The sequence below is a fragment of the Paraburkholderia sp. XV genome, assembly GCF_020177535.1.
In the GTDB taxonomy this organism is placed as follows: Bacteria; Pseudomonadota; Gammaproteobacteria; order Burkholderiales; family Burkholderiaceae; genus Paraburkholderia; species Paraburkholderia caribensis.
The window spans coordinates 118,478-136,091 of sequence record NZ_JAGUUD010000010.1; the positions used below are offsets into that span (position 1 = coordinate 118,478).

The window sequence follows — 17,614 nt, forward strand, 5'->3', positions numbered from 1 at the left end:
GTGCTTGCCTAGAGGGGTGTTGTGATGCGTGCATTGACAGGTCTGCTGGCGCGGCTATTCGATGTCGCCCTGATCGTGACGGGTGCGCTCGTGGCGTCGCAAATCCGCTTCGACGACGTGTCGCAGCGTGGGTTTTATCTCGCCTTCGTCGCGTTTTCGGCGGCTTTTTCGCTTGCCATTTTTCCCACGCTCGGCGTGTATGAATCGTGGCGTGGGCGTTCGAAGCGGATATTGACGGGTCAAGTGGCGTTGGGCTGGCTGATCGTGCAGGGATGCGCAATGGCCCTGATGTTCTCGCTGCACCGGATCGATTTCGTGTCGCGGCTGTGGTTCGTTTACTGGACGGCCATTTCAGGCAGCGCGCTCATTGCGAGCCGTCTCGTGCTGCACAGTGTGATTGGACGTGCCCGCCATGCCGGAATGGATTTGCAGCCGGTTGCAATTGCTGCGTGTGGAGACCACTACAACGACATCATTCATAAAATGGATGATGCACCTGCTTCCGGTTTCCGGCCGTGGGCGATCTACAATCTGCAACCGGACGCCGAACCTGCGTCGCATGTGCCGACTTTCTCCGAGCACAAGGCATTTGCCCGATACGTGCGCGAGCAGAACATCGGCGAAGTATGGCTAGCATTGCCGTTGACGGAAGAGCGCGCAATCCTGAAGCTGGTCGACGAGTTCCGCAATGACCTGATCAACATTCGTTTCATGCCGGATGTGCGCGCGCTTGCTTTATTCGAGGGAAGCGTGACGAGTGTGCTGGATCAGCCGACGATCAATCTCGCCGCGTCGCCGTTGCCGCCCAACGCAATGGTCAAGAAAGATCTGTTCGACCGCCTGTTCGCGCTTTGCGCGCTGATCGCCATTTCACCGATTCTTCTCGGGTGCGCGATTGCCGTGAAGCTGAGTTCGCGGGGGCCTGTGTTTTTCAAGCAGCAGCGCAAGGGCGCGGATGGCCGCGTATTCACGATCTACAAGTTCCGCACGATGCGCCTGCATCAGCAAAAGACGGGTGTGCTCGAGCAGGCGAAACGCGATGACCCGCGTATCACGCGCGCCGGCGCCTTCTTGCGGCGCACGAGTCTCGACGAATTGCCGCAGTTCTTCAACGTGCTGTGTGGCGATATGTCGGTGGTCGGGCCGCGTCCGCATGCGCTGGAGCATGACGACCAGTATCAGCATGTGGTGTCGGGCTATATCCATCGCTACCGGATCAAGCCGGGCATTACAGGCTGGGCGCAGATCAACGGATTCCGGGGCGAAACCGATCGCATCGAAAAGATGGAAGGGCGTGTCGAACACGATCTGTATTACCTGCGCAACTGGTCTTTCGCTCTGGATCTGCGGATCATCCTCGCGACCATCTTCAAGGGCATTTCTCATCAGAACGCGTATTGAGCGCAATCGCGTATTGCGCTTTATCGCGGCGCTCGAGGAACGTATTTTTCCCCCCACGAAAGCAGGAACGGCTCAACGTTTTATTCGAGCAGGTGCGCCATACATGACTCATGCAATCACGTTCAGGAAGTCTGCGGCTCACACGCAACGTGCGGGTTCGAAAGACGAAGATCGAGCCTCGGTTCATCAGGAGCGCGTCTTGAGCGAGCAGCTTTGGTGCGTTCACATCGAAGGACTGGACGACTTCGTTGCGACGATCTCGAGGGAAGCCGCCGAGCGCGAGGCATCGGCGATCAACGCATACATCGACAGCGCGAAAGCGCACGGGCAGGCCGTCACGGGCATCATGCGCGCGTCGGCAACCGTGTGGCCTTTTACGCCAGCGGGCCATGCGCGCTCACTGGAAACCGACTGGGACGATCTGCAGCGCATGCCGCACCGTCAGGTGCAAGTACATCGTCGTGAAGGTCTCCTGTCCGCGCTGTTGCGGCGGCTCAAGGCGCTGGTCAGCGGCACGCGGCAAGGCAGCTAGTACACGAGCAACGCACGTTCGTGCCGTTGCGCAATCACGAGATGCCGTCCAACGGCACGTCACTGGGATTACATGGGCGGAGATCGACATGTCGTACGGCATCTTTTCACGGATCGTTACGGTTGGCGCCATTCTGATGTTGGCGAGTTGCGGCGGCGGCGGATCGGGCGGTTCACCGGGCGCGCCAGCCGCGAATACGAGCCAGCCGACGCTGGCGAACGCGACCGCGCTTGTCGACGGCAGCAAGGTCGGCGACGATTATTGGCCCGCCGGATCGACGCAGACGGGCGGCAAGGGCCAGCCTGTCAGCGGTCTGAATTGCGGCACGCGCGGCAATATCTACACCTACTCGCATTTGTCGATTTATCTGAACGGCAGACCGCTCGCGCTGCCCGCGAACATCGGCACGGTCGCGCCGACGATGGCCGCGCAAACGGGTTGCGCGTATCCGCTGCACACGGATGACGAAACGGGCAAGATCCGCATGGACGCGAGCTCGAATGCGTCGTACACGCTCGGCCAGTTCTTTGCGATCTGGGGCCAGCCGCTCACGTCGGCGAATGTCGCGGGATTGACGTCGACGCCTATCACGGTCTACGTGAACAACGGCGGCCAGCTCACCAGATATACGGGCGATCCCGCCAGTCTCGTGCTGCCCGCACACGGCGAAGTGTCGATAGAAATCGGCTCGCCACTCGGACAGATCCCGACGTTCAGCTGGACTGATCCGCCGTCTTTCGATCCCAACCAGACGGTGCTGGCGTATGGCGGCACCGTCGGCACCGCGCACTGGCAGAACGGCAATACATCGACGGGCGGCACGGGCGCCGATGTCGACGGGCTGGTCTGCGCGTCGGGCATGAGCGAGCTGTACCACGTGCACGCGCATCTGGCGATCGTCAGCGATGGCCAGTGGCTAGCGTTGCCCGCGAACGTCGGCATTCTCTCGCAGTGCAACTACGAGATGCACACGCACGATTCGACGGGGATCATCCACATCGAAACGCCAAATATGAAGACTTTCACGCTCGGCCAGTTCTTCGATATCTGGGGACAGACGTTATCGAATACGAACGTCGCGGGGGTAACGGGAACGGTAGTCGCATACGTCAACGACAACGGCGACGTGCGTCGCTACGAAGGGGATTTGCGCAGTATCGAGTTGATCTCGCATCGCGATATCACACTGCAGATCGGCAAGCCCGTGAATACACTGGCGACGTACTCGTGGTACGAGCCGCAATAGGCCGCAGATTTCAGCAAATGCATGATTGAGTTGGGCCGCGACATACGCGCGCATCGGGCGTGGTGTTTCGCGGCCCAATTACATGCGTCCTGCCGCGCGTGCATTGGCGTGTCATTCAGTGCTTCGTTAAAGACATCGCCGCACGGCGACGGCATTCTGTTGGACGATCGCGTACATCAAATAGAAAAGAGTTGGCATCCGCCCGACAACGCGACGCTACGCGCGTGGCTCGCATTCGCCTTTCAATGCGGCATTTCTGTTTGTTTTCAACTGCCTGACAGCAACCGGCGGAAAAGATAGCGCGGCTGGCACAACCCCTGCATTGGTAGCCGCGGGCACAACGACGGCCAGCTTGGCCAGGCCGCCACGGCGTCAACAGCATTGCTCAGATTCCTGGAAAGTGTTGTTTGGTTGAGCCTCTATGGCAGCGTGCCGCACGACGGCCCTGCACATCGTCCCATCAATATTGAACACGACGCGACGCAATGGACATGGTCCTTGTGGTCGATCCGTTCATTGATTTAATTGGAGTCCTTATGAAATCGAAGCTTATCGTTACTTTGCTCGTCGCAAGCTCGGCGTCGCTGGCCGCACCCGCTTTCGCAAGCGGCTATGGTCCTGCGCCTTACTATCGTCCGGATACCGGCGCACCGGCTTCGCAGGCGGGCCAAAGCGCTCAGACACTGGCAGCGGAAGCGGCCACGGCAGGCATGATGGATGAAAAGCGTACTGGCGTCGGCGGCGACGATGCAATGACCACGCAGTCGGGCCGCCGCGCTCCTGCCGATCGTCAGGGGCCCGTCTATCGCGGAAGCTGATCCGCAGATCGCGAAGCGCTGGCTCGCCGGCGCTTCGCCTCTCGCCGGGTTTGCACGCCCAGGTCGAGCAATGCTGTCGAAAAGAAGCAGCCCATCACCGCAGACAGGATGATGAAAATCGACGCTGCATCGACGAGCAAGCCGAAGTATTTGAACAGCAGCAGGCAACTCGCGAGCAACAGCAGGTTGAGCAGCAGGCCGAGGACCGCGGACGCTTTCGGCACGGCCCGCACGAATGCCGCAAGACGCGAATCGGTATGCGGCAGATACCAGATGATCAGAATCCCGAAGGCGAGGACGAAGATCGTCTCGGCCCACTTGAGCCAGACAGGGCGGCGCAGGAAACGCCCGTCGAAAATCGTTTCGATGATCTGAGCCTGAATCTCGATACCCGGCACCAGTTCGCCCAGCGCGGTCGTGCGCATGTCGGTGTTGCCCGTTCCCGTCAAGCCGACCAGCACCAGCTTGTTATGAAAGCGGTCGGGATCGACCTGGCCTTGCAGGACGTCGCGCGCGGAGACGTAGCGATGCTGCGTCGAGCGTATCGACGCGAAATGCAGCCAGATGTCCCCGTCGGGCTGGGTGGGCACTTCCACATCCGCGACGCCGACTGACTGCATGCCCGTCGTGTTCGCATACACGTCGACAGCCGCCGATCCCGTGACGACGCGCAGCATTTCGACGGGCATGCACGGCACGAGCTTGTCGCCCAACCCAAGGATGAGGGGGATGCGCCGGACCGTGCCCTGTTCGAGCGCGACATTGAGCATCGCCTGTCCGTGCGCCGCCGCCTGCAATTCCGGCAGGCTCGCGAGCACGTAGTTGTACCGCTTCACGCGGTTCAGCGGATCGACGCCGTGCACGAGGATCGGCGCGCTGCGCAGGTCGGTGCTGGTGTCGAACGCGGCGTGATCGACGGCGGCGGCGCCGAGTATCGAAGGCGCGGCGCGCAGCGAGTTCGCAAGAATGGCCTCGTGGCGAGGCAGCGCACGCAAGCCCGCTGCGAGCGTGGCGGCCGAGGCGGGCAGGTTGTCGGCGACCTTGTCGGGCGAGGTCTGATCGGCTTCCGGCATATAGATGTCCAGACCGATCGCGAGCGGCTTGTGCACCGCGATCGCGTCGACGAGGTTCGCCAGCCGGTTGCGCGGCCACGGCCATTGACCGACGGCCGCGAGCGTCCTGTCGTCGATCGCGACGATGGTCACGGGCTGCGAGGCGGGCACGCGCGGGAAGCGGCGCTGGTAGTGATCGAACAGCAGTTGCCGCGCCGTGCCGAACGTATCGGGCACCATGTCGTCGAGCTTGTCCAGCAGCGCCGGTCGCGGAATGACGCCGGGCGATTCGCTGTACAGGTTCAGCAGACTCAGGCCGAGCAGCACCGCGAGCGCGACGGGGCGGCCTTGTCCCGCCCTCATCAGCTTCATGAAAAAAATCAGCCATGAGTAGTCGCGAAAGCGTTTCATGTCGGCAGCGGCAGATCAGTGCGCTTGACAGGCGTAGTGACGGATCACCCGGATCACTGGATTGTAATGACGACGCGCCGATTCATCTGGTTAGGGACGCCGTCCGCGGTGTGCACGAGTGGTTCGCGCTTGCCGCGTCCCGCCGTTTCGATTTCTTTCGCCGGGATACCCGCCTTGATCAGGAACTTCGCGACCGTCTGCGCGCGCTGCATCGACAGCTTGTCGTCGTATTCCTGCGAGCCTGCCAGATCCGTATGGCCCACGACGGTCAGATGCGGCGCGGGCCACGTCGCGAGCGCCGCTTTCAGCTGCTGGACGGTCGCATTGGACTGCGGTGCGAGTTCCGTCGCCGAGTCGAACAGGAAGTTGATCGTAAAGGTCTTCGGGCGCGGCGGCTGCGCGGCGAGCACGTCGCCATAGCGTGTTTCGACATTGGCCGCACTGCTTGCCGTCTGCTCGATCGCGCCGCCTTTCGCGACTTCGGCCGTCGCGTAAGCCTTGTCGATGACTTGCGTCTTGTTGCCGCTTCGCACGATCACGCTGCCGACCGTGCCGTCCGGATTGGGCAGCAAGGTGATCTTGTCGGGCGTCGAGCTGCATGCCGAAACCAACGCGAGCGTCGCGCAGCTTGCGCACCACGTGAGCCTTCGCCGTTGTGCCGCGGGCTTCAATGCCCGTTCTCCCCGTCGCCGACCTCGATGATGAATTCGGTGCCGCGCACGCCGAGCGTCGTGGTCGGCGTGCTGAAACGCACCGCTTCCGGATGGGCCTTCGCCAGCTTGCCGTCGACGACCGCGAGCGAGCCGCGCCGGATGGTTGCATCGAGCGTGCCGTCGTGGGTGGTGGTATCGAAGTCGAACTGGTTGAGCTCGAGTACCGAACTGGAGCCCTCGGAAAGCAGCGTATTGTCGCGCAGCGTGATGCCGACGGAAGACGCGGGGCCCGTTACGATGCGGTCGCTTTTGAACACCTCGCTGCCGACGGCGGCGTCCATGCTTTGCGCCGTGCGCTCGATATGAACCGAGCCTTTCACCGTCTTGACGACGCCGATCGAATCCGCGCCGAATGTGTCGATGGCCGCTGCGCATCCGCAGGCGAAAACCAGTGCATAGTTGACGGCTTGCTTGTGCATGGGTGACGACCGTGATGGCGGTTGGACGACGCGCGCCAAAGCGAAGGCCGCGCGGCAGAAGCGGGCGCGGTTCGCGGTGATCTTCGGGAGAATAACGTGCCGCGATGAATCGTTCCGTGCGCTGCCGCGCATTTCGCGAGATTGATGGGCATGTTTCTGGCAGAAGACTTGCAGAGCTTCGGGCGCTGGACGCCACCCGAAGCGGGCTGCTACGCGTGACGCGATGGCGCGTCAGTTCGCGGTGCTCCGGCGCATAAAGGTGCGCAACGTCATCGACTTTTACGCGGCGGTTTTCAATCAGGAAGCGTATTGAAAGCGTTGAAGCACGAGGCGGCGCTCACGCCTCGGCGTGCGGCTGTTTCATGTCGCGCAGGTTGGCTGCGGACGCGCTGAGCATCTGCGGAATCTCGTCCTTCAGAAACTCGACGAAGGTCTTGATCTTCGCGTCGAGATAGCGGCGCGACGTGTAAAGCGCATAAGCCGAGAGCGGCTGCAAGTGATAGTCCGGCAGCACGCGCATGAGCGATCCGTCGCGCAGCGCCGACACGGCCGTCGACATTGGCACCGCGCCGATACCGATGCCTTCCTTCAACGCGACGGCAAGCCCGTCCGCCGAGTTGATGCGAAAACCGCCGGCCGGCAGATGAACGGTCTCGATGCCATCCGGTCCTTCGAGCAACCAGCGGTCGGTGGGATAGACGGAGGAGACGAACTGGAAGCATGCGTGCTGCGTCAGTTCATGAACCTCGCGCGGCATGCCGTGCTCGCGCAAGTACGCGGGCGCGGCGCACAGCACGCTATGCACCGTGCCGAGCCGCTGCGCGACGAGGCTCGAATCGGGCAATTCGTCAACGCTCAACTGGACGCTCACGTCGTAGCCTTCGTCGATGATGTCGGGCATATGCTGCGACAACGTCAACTCGATGGAGACGGACGGATAGCGCTGCCGGTAGCGCACGATAGCAGGCGTCACGTACGTTTGGCCGAAGCTCGACGTCGCATGCACGCGCAACTGGCCGGTGGGCCGGACCTGTGCATCGGCGGCTTCGGCTTCGGCCTGATCGACGAAAGCGAGAATCTGCTCGCAGCGCTGCAGATAACGGTACCCCGCTTCCGTCAGAACGACCTTGCGGGTGCTGCGGTTCAACAGGCGCGTGCGCAGATACGCTTCGAGCGCGGACACGGCACGCGACACGGCGGGCACCGTGACGTTCAAGCGCTGCGCGGCGCCCGTGAAGCTACCTTCCTCCGCTACGCGAGCGAAGATCCGCATGCTGGTGAGAGTATCCACTGGTCAAACGCTCCACAGTGCGCGCCGCGCACCTTCCTCAAGCTTGCACACTGCAAATCTGCAATTGATGTTGATGACGCTTTGCAGAATACGCGATCAATCGATTTGCCGCTGGTAGAGCGCAAAGAGCCCGCCGCAAAGCGAGAGGCCGATCAGGAAGTAAAAGCCGTCCAGTGAGCTCAGAAAGCTCGCCTGTTGCGAGACGACGCGGCTGAGCTCGACGAGCGCGAGGCCCTTCGCGTCGCCAGCCGTGTGCCCCAGCCCTTCGAATGCGCGTGTCAGGCCGTCGAAGGCATTCTGGAACGCGGGATTGAACGGATTCACGAACTCGGTCAGGCGCGTCTCGTGCACGGCCTCACGGTGCTGTTCGAGCATGATGATCGTCGCGGTCGAGAACGAGTAGGTCAGTTGCTTGACCATGTTCTTGAAGCGGTAGCCGTGGTTGTACTCTTCGACCGAGAAGATGCGGAATGCGAGATTGGCGACGGGCAATACGATGAACACGAGCAGCAAGCCGCGCAGCAGAAGCGGCGGTAGCAGCCACGGCATGCTGACGTCGGGCGGCATGCTCGCCATCCAGCCGCCGATCAGCGCGGCGATCAGAAAGCCGGGGACGATCAGCCAGCGCTTATGCTTGATGAGCGGGGAAACGCGGAAATAGACGAACGCGAAGGCAAGCGACCCAAACGACGTGAGACCCACGAGCCGCCCCGCGTTTTCGACGGGATAGCGAAGTCCGCCTTCGAGAAAGCGCGAGACCAGATAGCTCATCGCATTGCTGATGTAGTAGAACAGCACGTACAGCGCAATGCCCGTCTGGAATGTCCGCTCGCGCAACGCGTGAAGCCGCACGAGAGGCGCGGGATGATGCCATTGATGCCACGCGAACCAGCCGAGCGACAGCAATCCCGCCACCGTCAGTCCAACCAGCGTGGGCGAACTGAAGAACAGCTCGAACCGCACCTGTTGCATCGCGATCTGCAGCGCGCCCTGCGCGAACGCAAACACCATATACGGCCAGAAGTGCGCTTCGCCGCGCGCTTCGGGAAGCAGCTTGCCAGCGGGCGGCACGACGAGCAGCACGAGGAGCGCAAGGCCGGCGGCCGCGAGCGTCGTGCAGATGAAGAGTGCGCGCCAGTCGAACGAAGCGACCAGATAGCCGCCCGCGAGCGGTGCAAGCGCGCTCGCCAGCAGGATCATGCTCAGGAACGCGCGCACCGCCGAAGACCGCCGCTGCGGCGTGAAGCTGGTTTGAATGAGAATGCGGCACGCGCTCATCATCGGGCCGATGAAGTAGCCCTGCGCACCGCGCGCGAAGGCGAGTTCGATCGACGATTCGCTCAGCGCCGCCGCCACGGAGCCCGCCGCGAACAACACCAGGCACCCGCCGATATAACGCCGGTAACCGACCCGCTCGACCCACCATTGCTGCTGAAGAATGGCAAGTACGGAAGCGACGGCATACGCGCTCGACGACCACACGAGTTCGTCCGTCGATGCGTTGATGCCGCCCGCGATATAGCTGGTAAAGAAAGAGAAGATCGTGTTGTCGAAATACTCGAGACCGGTGGCGAGCGCAATGACCCACGGGAAGAGGTCCACGCGAAAGCGCCTGGCGACGACGGGCGTGTGTGCGGCCGGCATGGCGGTTACGTGCCGCTGTGCGACGCCCCAGCAGCGTGCGTAAGGAGCGTGGCGCCGATCGTGACGACGGTGGGGGTTTTGGTGGACATGCGCGAAATGCTGCTGCGATACGGTCAGGAAGCTCCGCATTATACGTCAACGTGAACGTTCGCGTACAGGTTTGGCCGTGCCACGGGATTGTCGTGGCACGCGCGTTAGCGCATCGAGGCGGTGAAAAAGACGCCGCGTGACGGGCGAATCAACCGCGCAGCACCGCTTCGCCGTGTTCGGCATACGCGCGCAACAGATGATGCGCAATCGCGAACGGCTTTGGCGCCGACAGGTTGTCCGCATGCGTGCCCTCGAGCATTGCGGTGACTTCGGCGCGCGTGAACCAGCGCGCGTCTTCGAGTTCGTTGGTGTCGATGACGATCTCCCGGCTGCTGGCGCGCGCGAAGCAGCCGATCATTAGCGACGAAGGAAACGGCCATGGTTGCGACGCGAAGTAGACGACCTCCGCGCATGCCACGTGGGCTTCCTCATGCACTTCGCGGCGCACTGCGTCTTCGACGGTTTCGCCCGGTTCGACGAAACCTGCGAGCGCCGAGTACATGCCCGGCGCGAACTGGCGCTGGCGTCCGAGCAGACAGCGCTCGCCGTCGATGGTCAGCATGATGACGACGGGGTCCACGCGCGGGAAGTGGCGCGTGCCGCACGCATCGCACAGGCGTTGCCAGCCGGCCGCCGTCGCGCGGCTCGGCGAGCCGCAGTTCGCGCAGAAGCGATGGCGGCGGTGCCAGTCGAGCATCGATTTGGCCTGGCCAAGCACACCGAGCATTTCCTGTGCGACGAGGCCTTGTAGCGCGATCGAGCGCAGATCGATGCGATCGTGCAGCTTTTCTTGCGATTGCCCTTCGTGTTGCGCGAGACCGGATGCGAAGCCGAGCGCGAAACGTCCGCTGCCGTCGCTGTCCTGGCCGAGAAACACGCGTTGCAGCGGCTCGCCGAACGCGGCCGCCTCGCTTGCGGAGAACCAGGCTTCGTGCGTGTCGCCGCGTTTGAGCAACGGAATGTCGCCATCGAAGACGAGAAAGCGCGCGGTGGGAGCATCGTGCAGGCTGGCAATGAAGGCGTCGTCGTCGCGTTGTTCGGAGCGGCGGTCGAGCAGGTTGAGATTGAAGCCGATGGAAGCGGAAGGGACGATCATTACGTTCGAATGTGGGCCGGGACGATCCGCAAGTATGGCACGGCGTCCCGCCCTGCGCAGACGGCTGGCGCTCCGGGACGAGCCGCCCAGCCGTCTGCGCGCGAGAGCGTCAGATCTGCTTCACTGCTGCGAGCGCATCGGCGAGGCCCGCGCCCGTCGCGCCGTCTTCGCCGACGCCCGCCGGCACGCCCGCGCCTTGCGGATCGCTCGCCGGGTTGGCGTGGCCCTTCGTCACGTCGCGCGCGGTGCGGCGCAGGATCGCCTTGATGTCGCCCGGCGACAGGTGCGGGTCTGTCTGCAACAGCAGCGCGCACAGGCCCGCCAGTTGCGGCGCAGCCGCCGACGTCCCGCTGAACACACCCCAGCCGTCGTTGGGCGCGGTGCCGTCGAAGGCGGCGTTTTCACGGTCGATCTCGCAACCGGCCGAAACGGGCAGCGAGATGTAGGTGGCGTGCGGCAGCATGCCGACCAGCCCGCAGACGTCGGGCACGCTGCGGCCCGAGTAGATCAGGCTCGTGAATGCGCTCGCGTAGTCCGATGCGCGCATCGCGCCGTGCTGATCGACGAACACGCCCCCCGCTGAAATGATGTCGGGCATCTGGCCGGGAAACGAATAGTGGCCGTTGCCCGCCGAGAAGACGATCACGATGCCGCGCTTCACCGCCGCCTGAATTTCCGCCTCCAGCGCGACGAGTCCGTTCGGCAGCGTTTTCAGCGGCGTGTCGCCGGGGCCGCGCAGGTCGTAGCCGAGGCTCACCGAGATCACCTGCGGGTCATGCTTGAGCGCCTCTTGCAATCCTTCGAGCACGGATGCGCCGCTCGAAGGATCGGCTTCGTTGTCGAGCTTCACGCCGATAAAGGTCGCGCCCGGCGCGATCGCGAAGATGTTGGCGGATTCGCCCGTGCCGTGGCCGTTGCCGTCGCTGCGGCGGTCGGTGGCGCCCGGCGCGAGCACGATCGACGACGAATAGCCGTGCGCCTTGAAATACGGATGGCCGTGAGCAAAGCCGCTATCGATCATCGCGATGCGCACGCCTTTGCCCGTGATGCCCTGCTGGTGCACGGGCGTCGCGTTGAGCTGGAGCGCGATGTCGGCGGGCGCGGCGAGATGGAAGTAGGGCACGGCGGGCGCCGTCGCGGACGGCGCGCTGGCCTCGTGCGGCTTCTTCGTGGCGGGGCGTTTCCCGGCTGCCGTCGTGGTCTTTTTCGCCTTCGTGCTCTTTGCTGCTTTCGCCGCTCTCGCCATGTAGATGTGCGGCCACTGGATATAGACGTCGTCGAGCAGCGATTTGATCGCGGGGTCCGGATTCCATGGCGCGCCGTCGGGCGGATAGAGCACGGAGCTGAACTGCGCCGCCGACGCGCACGGCGCCTTCATGCGCTTGAGGCGCGTCTGGAACACCGCTTCGAATTGCGCGCGCGTGCAGCGCATCGACGCCGACAGCGAGCCGCGGCCCGTCAGCGTGAAGCCGCGCCGCGCGAGTTCGGCGAGCGCGAGATCGGCCTGGGCGGGATCGGGGATGAACGAAGCGACAGTGTCCGTCGACATGCGCGCGCCGAACCGGGTCGGCCCGCTGTCCGAGCCGGGCCGGTTGAAGGTCACGGCAACGCGGAGTTCTTCATGGGCGGCGTCGCCGCGCGCGGGCCGCGCGGCCGCGTCTTTGGGATCGTAGGCCTTCATCGTTTCTTCTCCAGTGACGACGGCTGCACGCGCGTGAGTGCGTTGGCATGGACGCCGTCTCATGCAAGACGAATGCGGGTTAATCGAATGAAAGATGCTGCGGCGCTTCGCTGATCGACGCGACGTACGGTTGCAGACTGCGCGGCACGGCAAGGGTTCCGCTCGTGCCGGAAGAACCGGAAAAAAGCTGGCGGAATGCATCATCGGGCATACGCGCGGACAAGGTGGCATGACCTTCGCCGCTGATCTGCATGCCGAGCTGTTCGGCGGCGAGCCGCGCCGCTGCGCGTGCCGCGTCGGTGCGGCAGGGGTCGCGCAGCAGAAGCTGCAGACGATGTACAGGGCAGGTTTCGTTCATCATCGCCACCTCCGGATGGGTCGCAACAGAACGCGCCGTTGTGCCGTCAAGAAGGCTTTCGATCTTACGCCTGCTCGTGCAATTGCGCTGCTCGTGCCGTCTGGCGCGGATGCGCCTGCGACTGCGCGATGAAGCGGTCGATGGCCGTGGCCAGCGCATGCGGATACTGATACATCATCGCGTGCCCCGCCGAGCGCACCACCAGCAATTGCGCATCCGGCAGCGTGCGGGCGAGCGCTTCGGCGTTCTGCTTCGACAGGATGGCGTCGTCGTCGCCGGTGAGGATCAGCGTGTCGGTGTGCAGGGTGCGCAGCGCGCCGGCGGCGGCATCGTCCTGTTCCCATGCGCGCAACAGCGCCTTCTGGCCTGCCGTCACGGTCGCGGAGATGGCAGGCGACGCGTACCCCGCGGGCACGAACATGTTCTTGCGGAAGCATTCGCCCGCCGCGTTCGCAGCCGATGGCGGAAACAGCAGCTTCATCACGTCGTCGAACGTGGTGCCCGGCCTGCCCGACAGCGTGGCTTCGACGCCGGGCGCGATAGGCACGCCAAGGCGTCCCGGCGCGGGCGCGCTCATCAGCACGATGCGCTGCACGTTCGCCGGGTGGTCGATCGCGAGTTGCGTGGCGACTGCGCCGCCCATCGACCAGCCGAGCACCGTGACGTCGCGCAGCTTCAGCGTGTCGATCAGCGCCGAGAGGTCGCTTGCCATGTCCTGCACGGTGAAGCTCGACGCCTTTGGCAGCGAGCGGCCCACGCCGCGATTGTCGAAGACGACGACTTCATGATGTTTCGCGAGGTCGGCGAGCAAGGCCGCGTCCCATTCGGAGAGCGTCGCGCGAAAGCCGGTTTGCAGGACGATGGGACTGCCGTGGCCGAAGCGGTAATACGCGATGTCGCCCTGTGGCGTGTGCGCGATCTGCTCGCGTGTCGACGGATCGTGGTCCGGGCGGTTCGCGACGACAGGGCAGGCGTTTTCGAGCGGATAGCTGACGGTCCTTGCGTCGGCAGGCGCCGCGATGATGCCGGCTAGCAATGCGACGAGCGGGACGAGCGCATGCAGACGTTTCATGACGATGATCCTTTCGCGGCAGGCGGACGGCGGCGCGATCAAGCAGTTTGGTGCGCGTTGCTCACAGCAGGTGCGAGGTTTCCGCATGACGAACCACCACGGGACGCCGGCTCGAAACACGCGCCGTTTGCCGCGTGAGCCAGTTGTCGACCTTTTCGGCGGCGATCGCGAGCAACACCGAAACGATCATGACGCTCGCGCCGAGCGCACAGAAGACGAGAAAGGGCGGGTGAAAGTCCATGGTGGCTCCTGATTTCCGTGATGCTCGATGTCGTTGTTTCCAGCTCGACTGTGCGGTCCTGGCTGGCTGTGACGACATCATGCTTCAGGCAAGTGAGGAGAAAATTAGCCGCGCGGATACGGTCCTGGCACCGCTCGCGCCTACCGCGGCGGCGCGTTTTCGCCCTGTCCGACGCCTGCGCGCCCGAGCAGCCAGTGCGTGAAGGCGGCCACCTTCTCGACGCGGGATTCGTTCTTCCGATACGACAGAAAATGCGTGTCGCGCTCGAAGCGCACGAACGCGTCGCTGCGCACTTCGATCAGGTCGCCGCGCACGATTTCGCGCTCGGCGAGCCGCATGCTTTCGAGCACCACGCCCATGCCGTCGGCTGCCGCCGAGATGCCGAGCGCCGCGCGATCGAACGAGGGGCGGGGCGTGGTCGGCATGTCGATCCCGTTGGCCGCGAACCAGTCGGCCCACGTGACGCGACTCAACTGCGTGTCGATCAGCGTCAGTTCGCTCATGCGCGTCTCGACGGGCGTGCCGTCGCCGAGCAGCGCGGGCGAGCAGAGCGGCACGATCGCTTCGCGGCCCAAAGGCACGGTGTCGATGCCGGGACGATCGAGCGCGCTGCCGTACGAAATCTCGACGTCGACTTCCTGCACGCGCGTGAGATCGAGCGGCTCGGCGCCTGTCGACAGGCGGATGGTGATGTGCGGATACGCCTTGTTGAACTCGGGCAGCTTCGGCCCGAGCCATTTCACCGCGAAGCTCGGCGCGCAATGCACGGCGAGCACCTGCGAATCGGGCGCGAGCATGACCTCGCTGCAGGCCGCCTCGACGACGTCGAATACGCGGCTCAGGCTTTCGAGCAGGCGCACGGCTTCGGGCGTGGGCTCGATGCGCCGGTTGCGCCGCAGAAACAGCGGACGCCCGAAATACGCTTCGAGTTCTTTCACCTGATGACTGATCGCGGATGGCGTCAGATGCAATTCCTGCGCGGCGAGCGCGAAGCTCTCGAGGCGGGCGGCGGCCTCGAAGGAACGCAGCAGCACGAAGTTGGGCATCCGCCTCATGTGGTTCCTCTTCAGGTGAATGTCATTCATGCTTTCATGAACAACCATCGTTTGTCAACGCGATCGGCGGGAACGACCATGTGCTTACCTGATGTCCACATGTTCAAAAGGAGCCGACATGTCCGAAGTGATGGAAGCCCCATCGAAAGCGATCGACCTCAAGGGCCGCATCTCGATCTATCAGCCCGAGCAGGACGGCCTGATCTTTCCCGAACTGCCAGATTTCGAGAGCCACGCGCAGCACCGGCAGTATCTGAAGGAGCGTCTTGTCGCCGCGTGCCGCGCGTTTGCGCTGCAGGGCTTCGATTACGGCTTCGCGGGCCATCTGACGGTGCGCGATCCGGAGCATCCCGGCCTCTACTGGACGAACCCGATGGCCGTGCATTTCTCGCAGGTGAAGGTGTCGAACCTGATCTGTGCGGACCACGAAGGCCATGTCGTCGAAGGCGACTATGCGATCAATCGCGCGGGCTTCGTGCTGCATGCGGCTGTTCATGAGATGCATCAGGACATCGTAGCGATGTGTCACGCGCACACCGTGTACGGCACGGCGTTCGCGTCGCTTGGCAAAAAGCTCGATCCCATCAGCCAGGATGCTGCCGCATTCTTCGAAGACCATGTCGTGATCGGCGAGGAAGCGGGGCAGGTGGCCGTCGAAGTGAAGGCGGGCCACAAGGTCGCGCATGCCTTCAAGGGCGTGAAGGCGGCGATCCACCAGAACCACGGGCTGCTGACGGCGAGTCGGCACAGCATCGAGTCGGCCGCGTTCTGGTTCATTGCGCTCGAACGCTGCTGCCAGCAGCAACTGATGATCGAGTCGACGGGCATCAAGCCGCGCTTCGTGACGGAAGAGCGCGCGCGCTATAGCCGCGAGCATGTGGGCAGCGAGTACATCGGCTGGCTGCATTTCCAGACCATCTGGGATCAGCTCGTGAAGACGCAGCCCGACATGTTCGACTAACGCAGGCTCTTGCAGTGCGATGCGGCGGGCGAAATGCAAGGTCCGACCGCCGCGATCAGCTCACGATTAATACACGACGGAGACATCCCCATGAGTTCGATCAGCCAGGACGTGTATCTGCAGCGTTCGGGAACGGGCGTCTATGCGAAGGTTGCATGGCGCCTGATTCCATTTCTGTTCTTCTGTTATCTGTGCGCTTACCTCGATCGCATCAATGTCAGCTTTGCGAAGCTGCAGATGCTGCAGGATCTCGGGATGAGCGATGCCGTCTATGGGCTAGGCGCGGGGATTTTCTTCGTCGGTTATCTGATGTTCGAAGTGCCGAGCAATCTGATTTTGCTGAAGGTGGGGGCGCGGCGCTGGATTGCGCGGATCATGGTGACATGGGGTGTGATTTCGGCGGCGATGATGTTTGTGTCGACGCCTACGCAGTTTTATGTGGTGCGGTTTCTGTTGGGCGTGGCCGAGGCTGGATTCTTTCCGGCGATTCTTTTATATCTGACGTACTGGTTTCCTGCTGGGCGCCGTAGCAAGGTGACCGCGCTTTTCATGACGGGGATTCCGATGTCGGGTGTGATAGGCGGTCCTTTGTCGGGCTGGATCATGCATTCGATGAGCGGCGCGCATGGGATTGCCGGCTGGCAGTGGCTGTTTCTTCTGGAAGGTATTCCGACGGTGCTGGTTGGGATCGTGGCGTACTTCTATCTCGACGACAAGGTGTCCGATGCGCGGTGGCTGCGCGATGACGAGAAGGCGTTGATCGAGGCCGATCTGCAGGCGGAGAGCGGACATCACAAGCTGCATTCGCTGCGCGATGGGCTTGCGAGTCCGCGTGTGTTGTTGCTGTCGGCGATCTATTTCTTCTTCACGATGGGGCTGTATGGGGTGAGCTTCTGGCTTCCTTCGCTGGTTAAGGCTTCGGGGGTGTCGGGGACGTTGAATATCGGGCTGTTGTCGGCTGTGCCATATGCGGCGGCGGCCGTCACGATGGTGCTCGTCGGGCGGAGTTCGGATCGGTATGGTGAGCGGCGCTGGCATCTCGCGGTGCCGGGTGTGGTTGGCGCGATTGCGTTGTGTGCGAGTGTCGTCTATGCGCATCAAACCGTGCTTGCGATGATCGCGCTGACGATTGGCACTATGGGTGTCATTACGACGATTTCGCAGTTCTGGACTGTGCCGCCCGCTGTTTTGCAAGGTACCGCTGCTGCGGGTGGGATCGCGCTTGCTAATTCGGTTGGGTCGATTTCTGGAGTTGTTAGTCCGTATGTGATTGGGTTTTTGCAGACTTCGACTGGGTCGACTGGGAGTGGTGTGGTTGGGATTGCAGTGAGTATGGTGTTTGGTAGTCTGCTGACGCTTGCCCTTCGGCGGGCGCATGTTAATGTTTTTTCTCAGCGGGAGTAGGTTGGGTTTTTTTGTCTGCGACGCTGGGGTTGGGTTGGGTTGGGTTGGCGTGGCTTTGCGCTGGCATCCGCGTATCGTTAGCGTGCTTCAGGCGTCGCCCCTGTGCGGGGCGGCACCTACTTTTCTTTG

The 17,614-nt window shown here is 63.2% G+C and carries 17 protein-coding genes; 6 read left to right on the forward strand and 11 right to left on the reverse strand.

All coding sequences use genetic code 11. The features are described from left to right. Positions 1 to 24: 24 nt before the first annotated feature. The 4 genes from KFO72_RS08465 (at position 25) to KFO72_RS08480 (ending at position 3,997) form a co-directional block, all read left to right on the forward strand. Positions 25 to 1,401: an undecaprenyl-phosphate glucose phosphotransferase gene (locus KFO72_RS08465; RefSeq protein ID WP_054932703.1), complete on the forward strand. Its 1,377-nt coding sequence runs from the start codon at positions 25 to 27 to the stop codon at positions 1,399 to 1,401. A 199-nt stretch (positions 1,402 to 1,600) separates the two neighbouring features. Then, positions 1,601 to 1,933 (forward strand): hypothetical protein, encoded by a 333-nt coding sequence (locus KFO72_RS08470; RefSeq protein WP_054932707.1) that lies wholly within the window; start codon positions 1,601 to 1,603, stop codon positions 1,931 to 1,933. Between the two features lie 88 nt (positions 1,934 to 2,021). Next, a complete protein-coding gene (locus KFO72_RS08475) occupies positions 2,022 to 3,179 on the forward strand; it encodes a hypothetical protein (protein ID WP_225031870.1) in 1,158 nt (385 codons plus the stop codon). 536 nt (positions 3,180 to 3,715) lie between these two features. Continuing rightward, positions 3,716 to 3,997, forward strand: coding sequence for a hypothetical protein (locus KFO72_RS08480; protein ID WP_054932702.1), 282 nt, complete (start codon positions 3,716 to 3,718; stop codon positions 3,995 to 3,997). Here KFO72_RS08480 and KFO72_RS08485 read toward each other — a convergent pair. From KFO72_RS08485 to KFO72_RS08535, 11 genes are all read right to left on the reverse strand, one after another. Beyond that, positions 3,982 to 5,421 (reverse strand): CHASE2 domain-containing protein, encoded by a 1,440-nt coding sequence (locus tag KFO72_RS08485; RefSeq protein WP_225031871.1) that lies wholly within the window; start codon positions 5,419 to 5,421, stop codon positions 3,982 to 3,984. The two genes, KFO72_RS08480 and KFO72_RS08485, sit on opposite strands and share 16 nt — an antisense overlap. A gap of 92 nt (positions 5,422 to 5,513) precedes the next feature. Continuing rightward, positions 5,514 to 6,131 carry an OmpA family protein gene (locus KFO72_RS08490; RefSeq protein ID WP_054932700.1) on the reverse strand — a complete coding sequence of 206 codons (618 nt, stop codon included), beginning with the start codon at positions 6,129 to 6,131 and terminating at the stop codon, positions 5,514 to 5,516. Next, positions 6,128 to 6,592 carry a FecR domain-containing protein gene (locus KFO72_RS08495; RefSeq protein ID WP_225031872.1) on the reverse strand — a complete coding sequence of 155 codons (465 nt, stop codon included), beginning with the start codon at positions 6,590 to 6,592 and terminating at the stop codon, positions 6,128 to 6,130. The genes KFO72_RS08490 and KFO72_RS08495 overlap by 4 nt, the downstream gene beginning before the upstream one ends. Before the next feature lie 337 nt (positions 6,593 to 6,929). Beyond that, a complete protein-coding gene (locus tag KFO72_RS08500; protein WP_107200635.1) occupies positions 6,930 to 7,883 on the reverse strand; it encodes a LysR family transcriptional regulator in 954 nt (317 codons plus the stop codon). A gap of 96 nt (positions 7,884 to 7,979) precedes the next feature. After that, positions 7,980 to 9,527 carry an MFS transporter gene (locus tag KFO72_RS08505; protein ID WP_225031873.1) on the reverse strand — a complete coding sequence of 516 codons (1,548 nt, stop codon included), beginning with the start codon at positions 9,525 to 9,527 and terminating at the stop codon, positions 7,980 to 7,982. A gap of 238 nt (positions 9,528 to 9,765) precedes the next feature. Further along, positions 9,766 to 10,713 (reverse strand): NAD(+) diphosphatase, encoded by a 948-nt coding sequence (gene nudC, locus KFO72_RS08510; RefSeq protein WP_054932696.1) that lies wholly within the window; start codon positions 10,711 to 10,713, stop codon positions 9,766 to 9,768. A gap of 109 nt (positions 10,714 to 10,822) precedes the next feature. Beyond that, entirely contained in the window at positions 10,823 to 12,394 is a 1,572-nt protein-coding gene (locus KFO72_RS08515) for a S8 family serine peptidase (RefSeq protein WP_054932695.1), read from the reverse strand. A 79-nt stretch (positions 12,395 to 12,473) separates the two neighbouring features. Next, positions 12,474 to 12,755: a hypothetical protein gene (locus KFO72_RS08520; protein WP_060603767.1), complete on the reverse strand. Its 282-nt coding sequence runs from the start codon at positions 12,753 to 12,755 to the stop codon at positions 12,474 to 12,476. Between the two features lie 61 nt (positions 12,756 to 12,816). Then, positions 12,817 to 13,824, reverse strand: coding sequence for an alpha/beta fold hydrolase (locus KFO72_RS08525; protein WP_225031874.1), 1,008 nt, complete (start codon positions 13,822 to 13,824; stop codon positions 12,817 to 12,819). A 61-nt stretch (positions 13,825 to 13,885) separates the two neighbouring features. Beyond that, positions 13,886 to 14,065, reverse strand: coding sequence for a hypothetical protein (locus KFO72_RS08530; RefSeq protein ID WP_060603762.1), 180 nt, complete (start codon positions 14,063 to 14,065; stop codon positions 13,886 to 13,888). A 140-nt stretch (positions 14,066 to 14,205) separates the two neighbouring features. Further along, positions 14,206 to 15,120: a LysR substrate-binding domain-containing protein gene (locus tag KFO72_RS08535; protein WP_060603760.1), complete on the reverse strand. Its 915-nt coding sequence runs from the start codon at positions 15,118 to 15,120 to the stop codon at positions 14,206 to 14,208. 118 nt (positions 15,121 to 15,238) lie between these two features. On the opposite strand from KFO72_RS08535, the gene KFO72_RS08540 reads away from it, so the two are divergent. Both KFO72_RS08540 and KFO72_RS08545 read left to right on the forward strand, forming a co-directional pair. After that, positions 15,239 to 16,081, forward strand: a complete 843-nt coding sequence (locus tag KFO72_RS08540; protein ID WP_060603758.1) for a class II aldolase/adducin family protein — start codon at positions 15,239 to 15,241, stop codon at positions 16,079 to 16,081. A 90-nt stretch (positions 16,082 to 16,171) separates the two neighbouring features. Then, positions 16,172 to 17,485 (forward strand): MFS transporter, encoded by a 1,314-nt coding sequence (locus KFO72_RS08545; protein WP_225031875.1) that lies wholly within the window; start codon positions 16,172 to 16,174, stop codon positions 17,483 to 17,485. Positions 17,486 to 17,614 lie beyond the last annotated feature (129 nt).

Excerpts from the sequence above, each read along its gene's own strand:
- KFO72_RS08465 (WP_054932703.1), top strand. The coding sequence starts at position 25 with ATGCGTGCATTGACAGGTCTGCTGGCGCGGCTATTCGATGTCGCCCTG.
- KFO72_RS08475 (WP_225031870.1), top strand. The coding sequence starts at position 2,022 with ATGTCGTACGGCATCTTTTCACGGATCGTTACGGTTGGCGCCATTCTG.
- KFO72_RS08480 (WP_054932702.1), top strand. The coding sequence starts at position 3,716 with ATGAAATCGAAGCTTATCGTTACTTTGCTCGTCGCAAGCTCGGCGTCG.
- KFO72_RS08485 (WP_225031871.1), bottom strand. The coding sequence starts at position 5,421 with ATGAAGCTGATGAGGGCGGGACAAGGCCGCCCCGTCGCGCTCGCGGTG.
- KFO72_RS08495 (WP_225031872.1), bottom strand. The coding sequence starts at position 6,592 with ATGCACAAGCAAGCCGTCAACTATGCACTGGTTTTCGCCTGCGGATGC.
- KFO72_RS08505 (WP_225031873.1), bottom strand. The coding sequence starts at position 9,527 with ATGCCGGCCGCACACACGCCCGTCGTCGCCAGGCGCTTTCGCGTGGAC.
- nudC (WP_054932696.1), bottom strand. The coding sequence starts at position 10,713 with ATGATCGTCCCTTCCGCTTCCATCGGCTTCAATCTCAACCTGCTCGAC.
- KFO72_RS08515 (WP_054932695.1), bottom strand. The coding sequence starts at position 12,394 with ATGAAGGCCTACGATCCCAAAGACGCGGCCGCGCGGCCCGCGCGCGGC.
- KFO72_RS08520 (WP_060603767.1), bottom strand. The coding sequence starts at position 12,755 with ATGATGAACGAAACCTGCCCTGTACATCGTCTGCAGCTTCTGCTGCGC.
- KFO72_RS08525 (WP_225031874.1), bottom strand. The coding sequence starts at position 13,824 with ATGAAACGTCTGCATGCGCTCGTCCCGCTCGTCGCATTGCTAGCCGGC.
- KFO72_RS08530 (WP_060603762.1), bottom strand. The coding sequence starts at position 14,065 with ATGGACTTTCACCCGCCCTTTCTCGTCTTCTGTGCGCTCGGCGCGAGC.
- KFO72_RS08535 (WP_060603760.1), bottom strand. The coding sequence starts at position 15,120 with ATGAGGCGGATGCCCAACTTCGTGCTGCTGCGTTCCTTCGAGGCCGCC.
- KFO72_RS08540 (WP_060603758.1), top strand. The coding sequence starts at position 15,239 with ATGTCCGAAGTGATGGAAGCCCCATCGAAAGCGATCGACCTCAAGGGC.
- KFO72_RS08545 (WP_225031875.1), top strand. The coding sequence starts at position 16,172 with ATGAGTTCGATCAGCCAGGACGTGTATCTGCAGCGTTCGGGAACGGGC.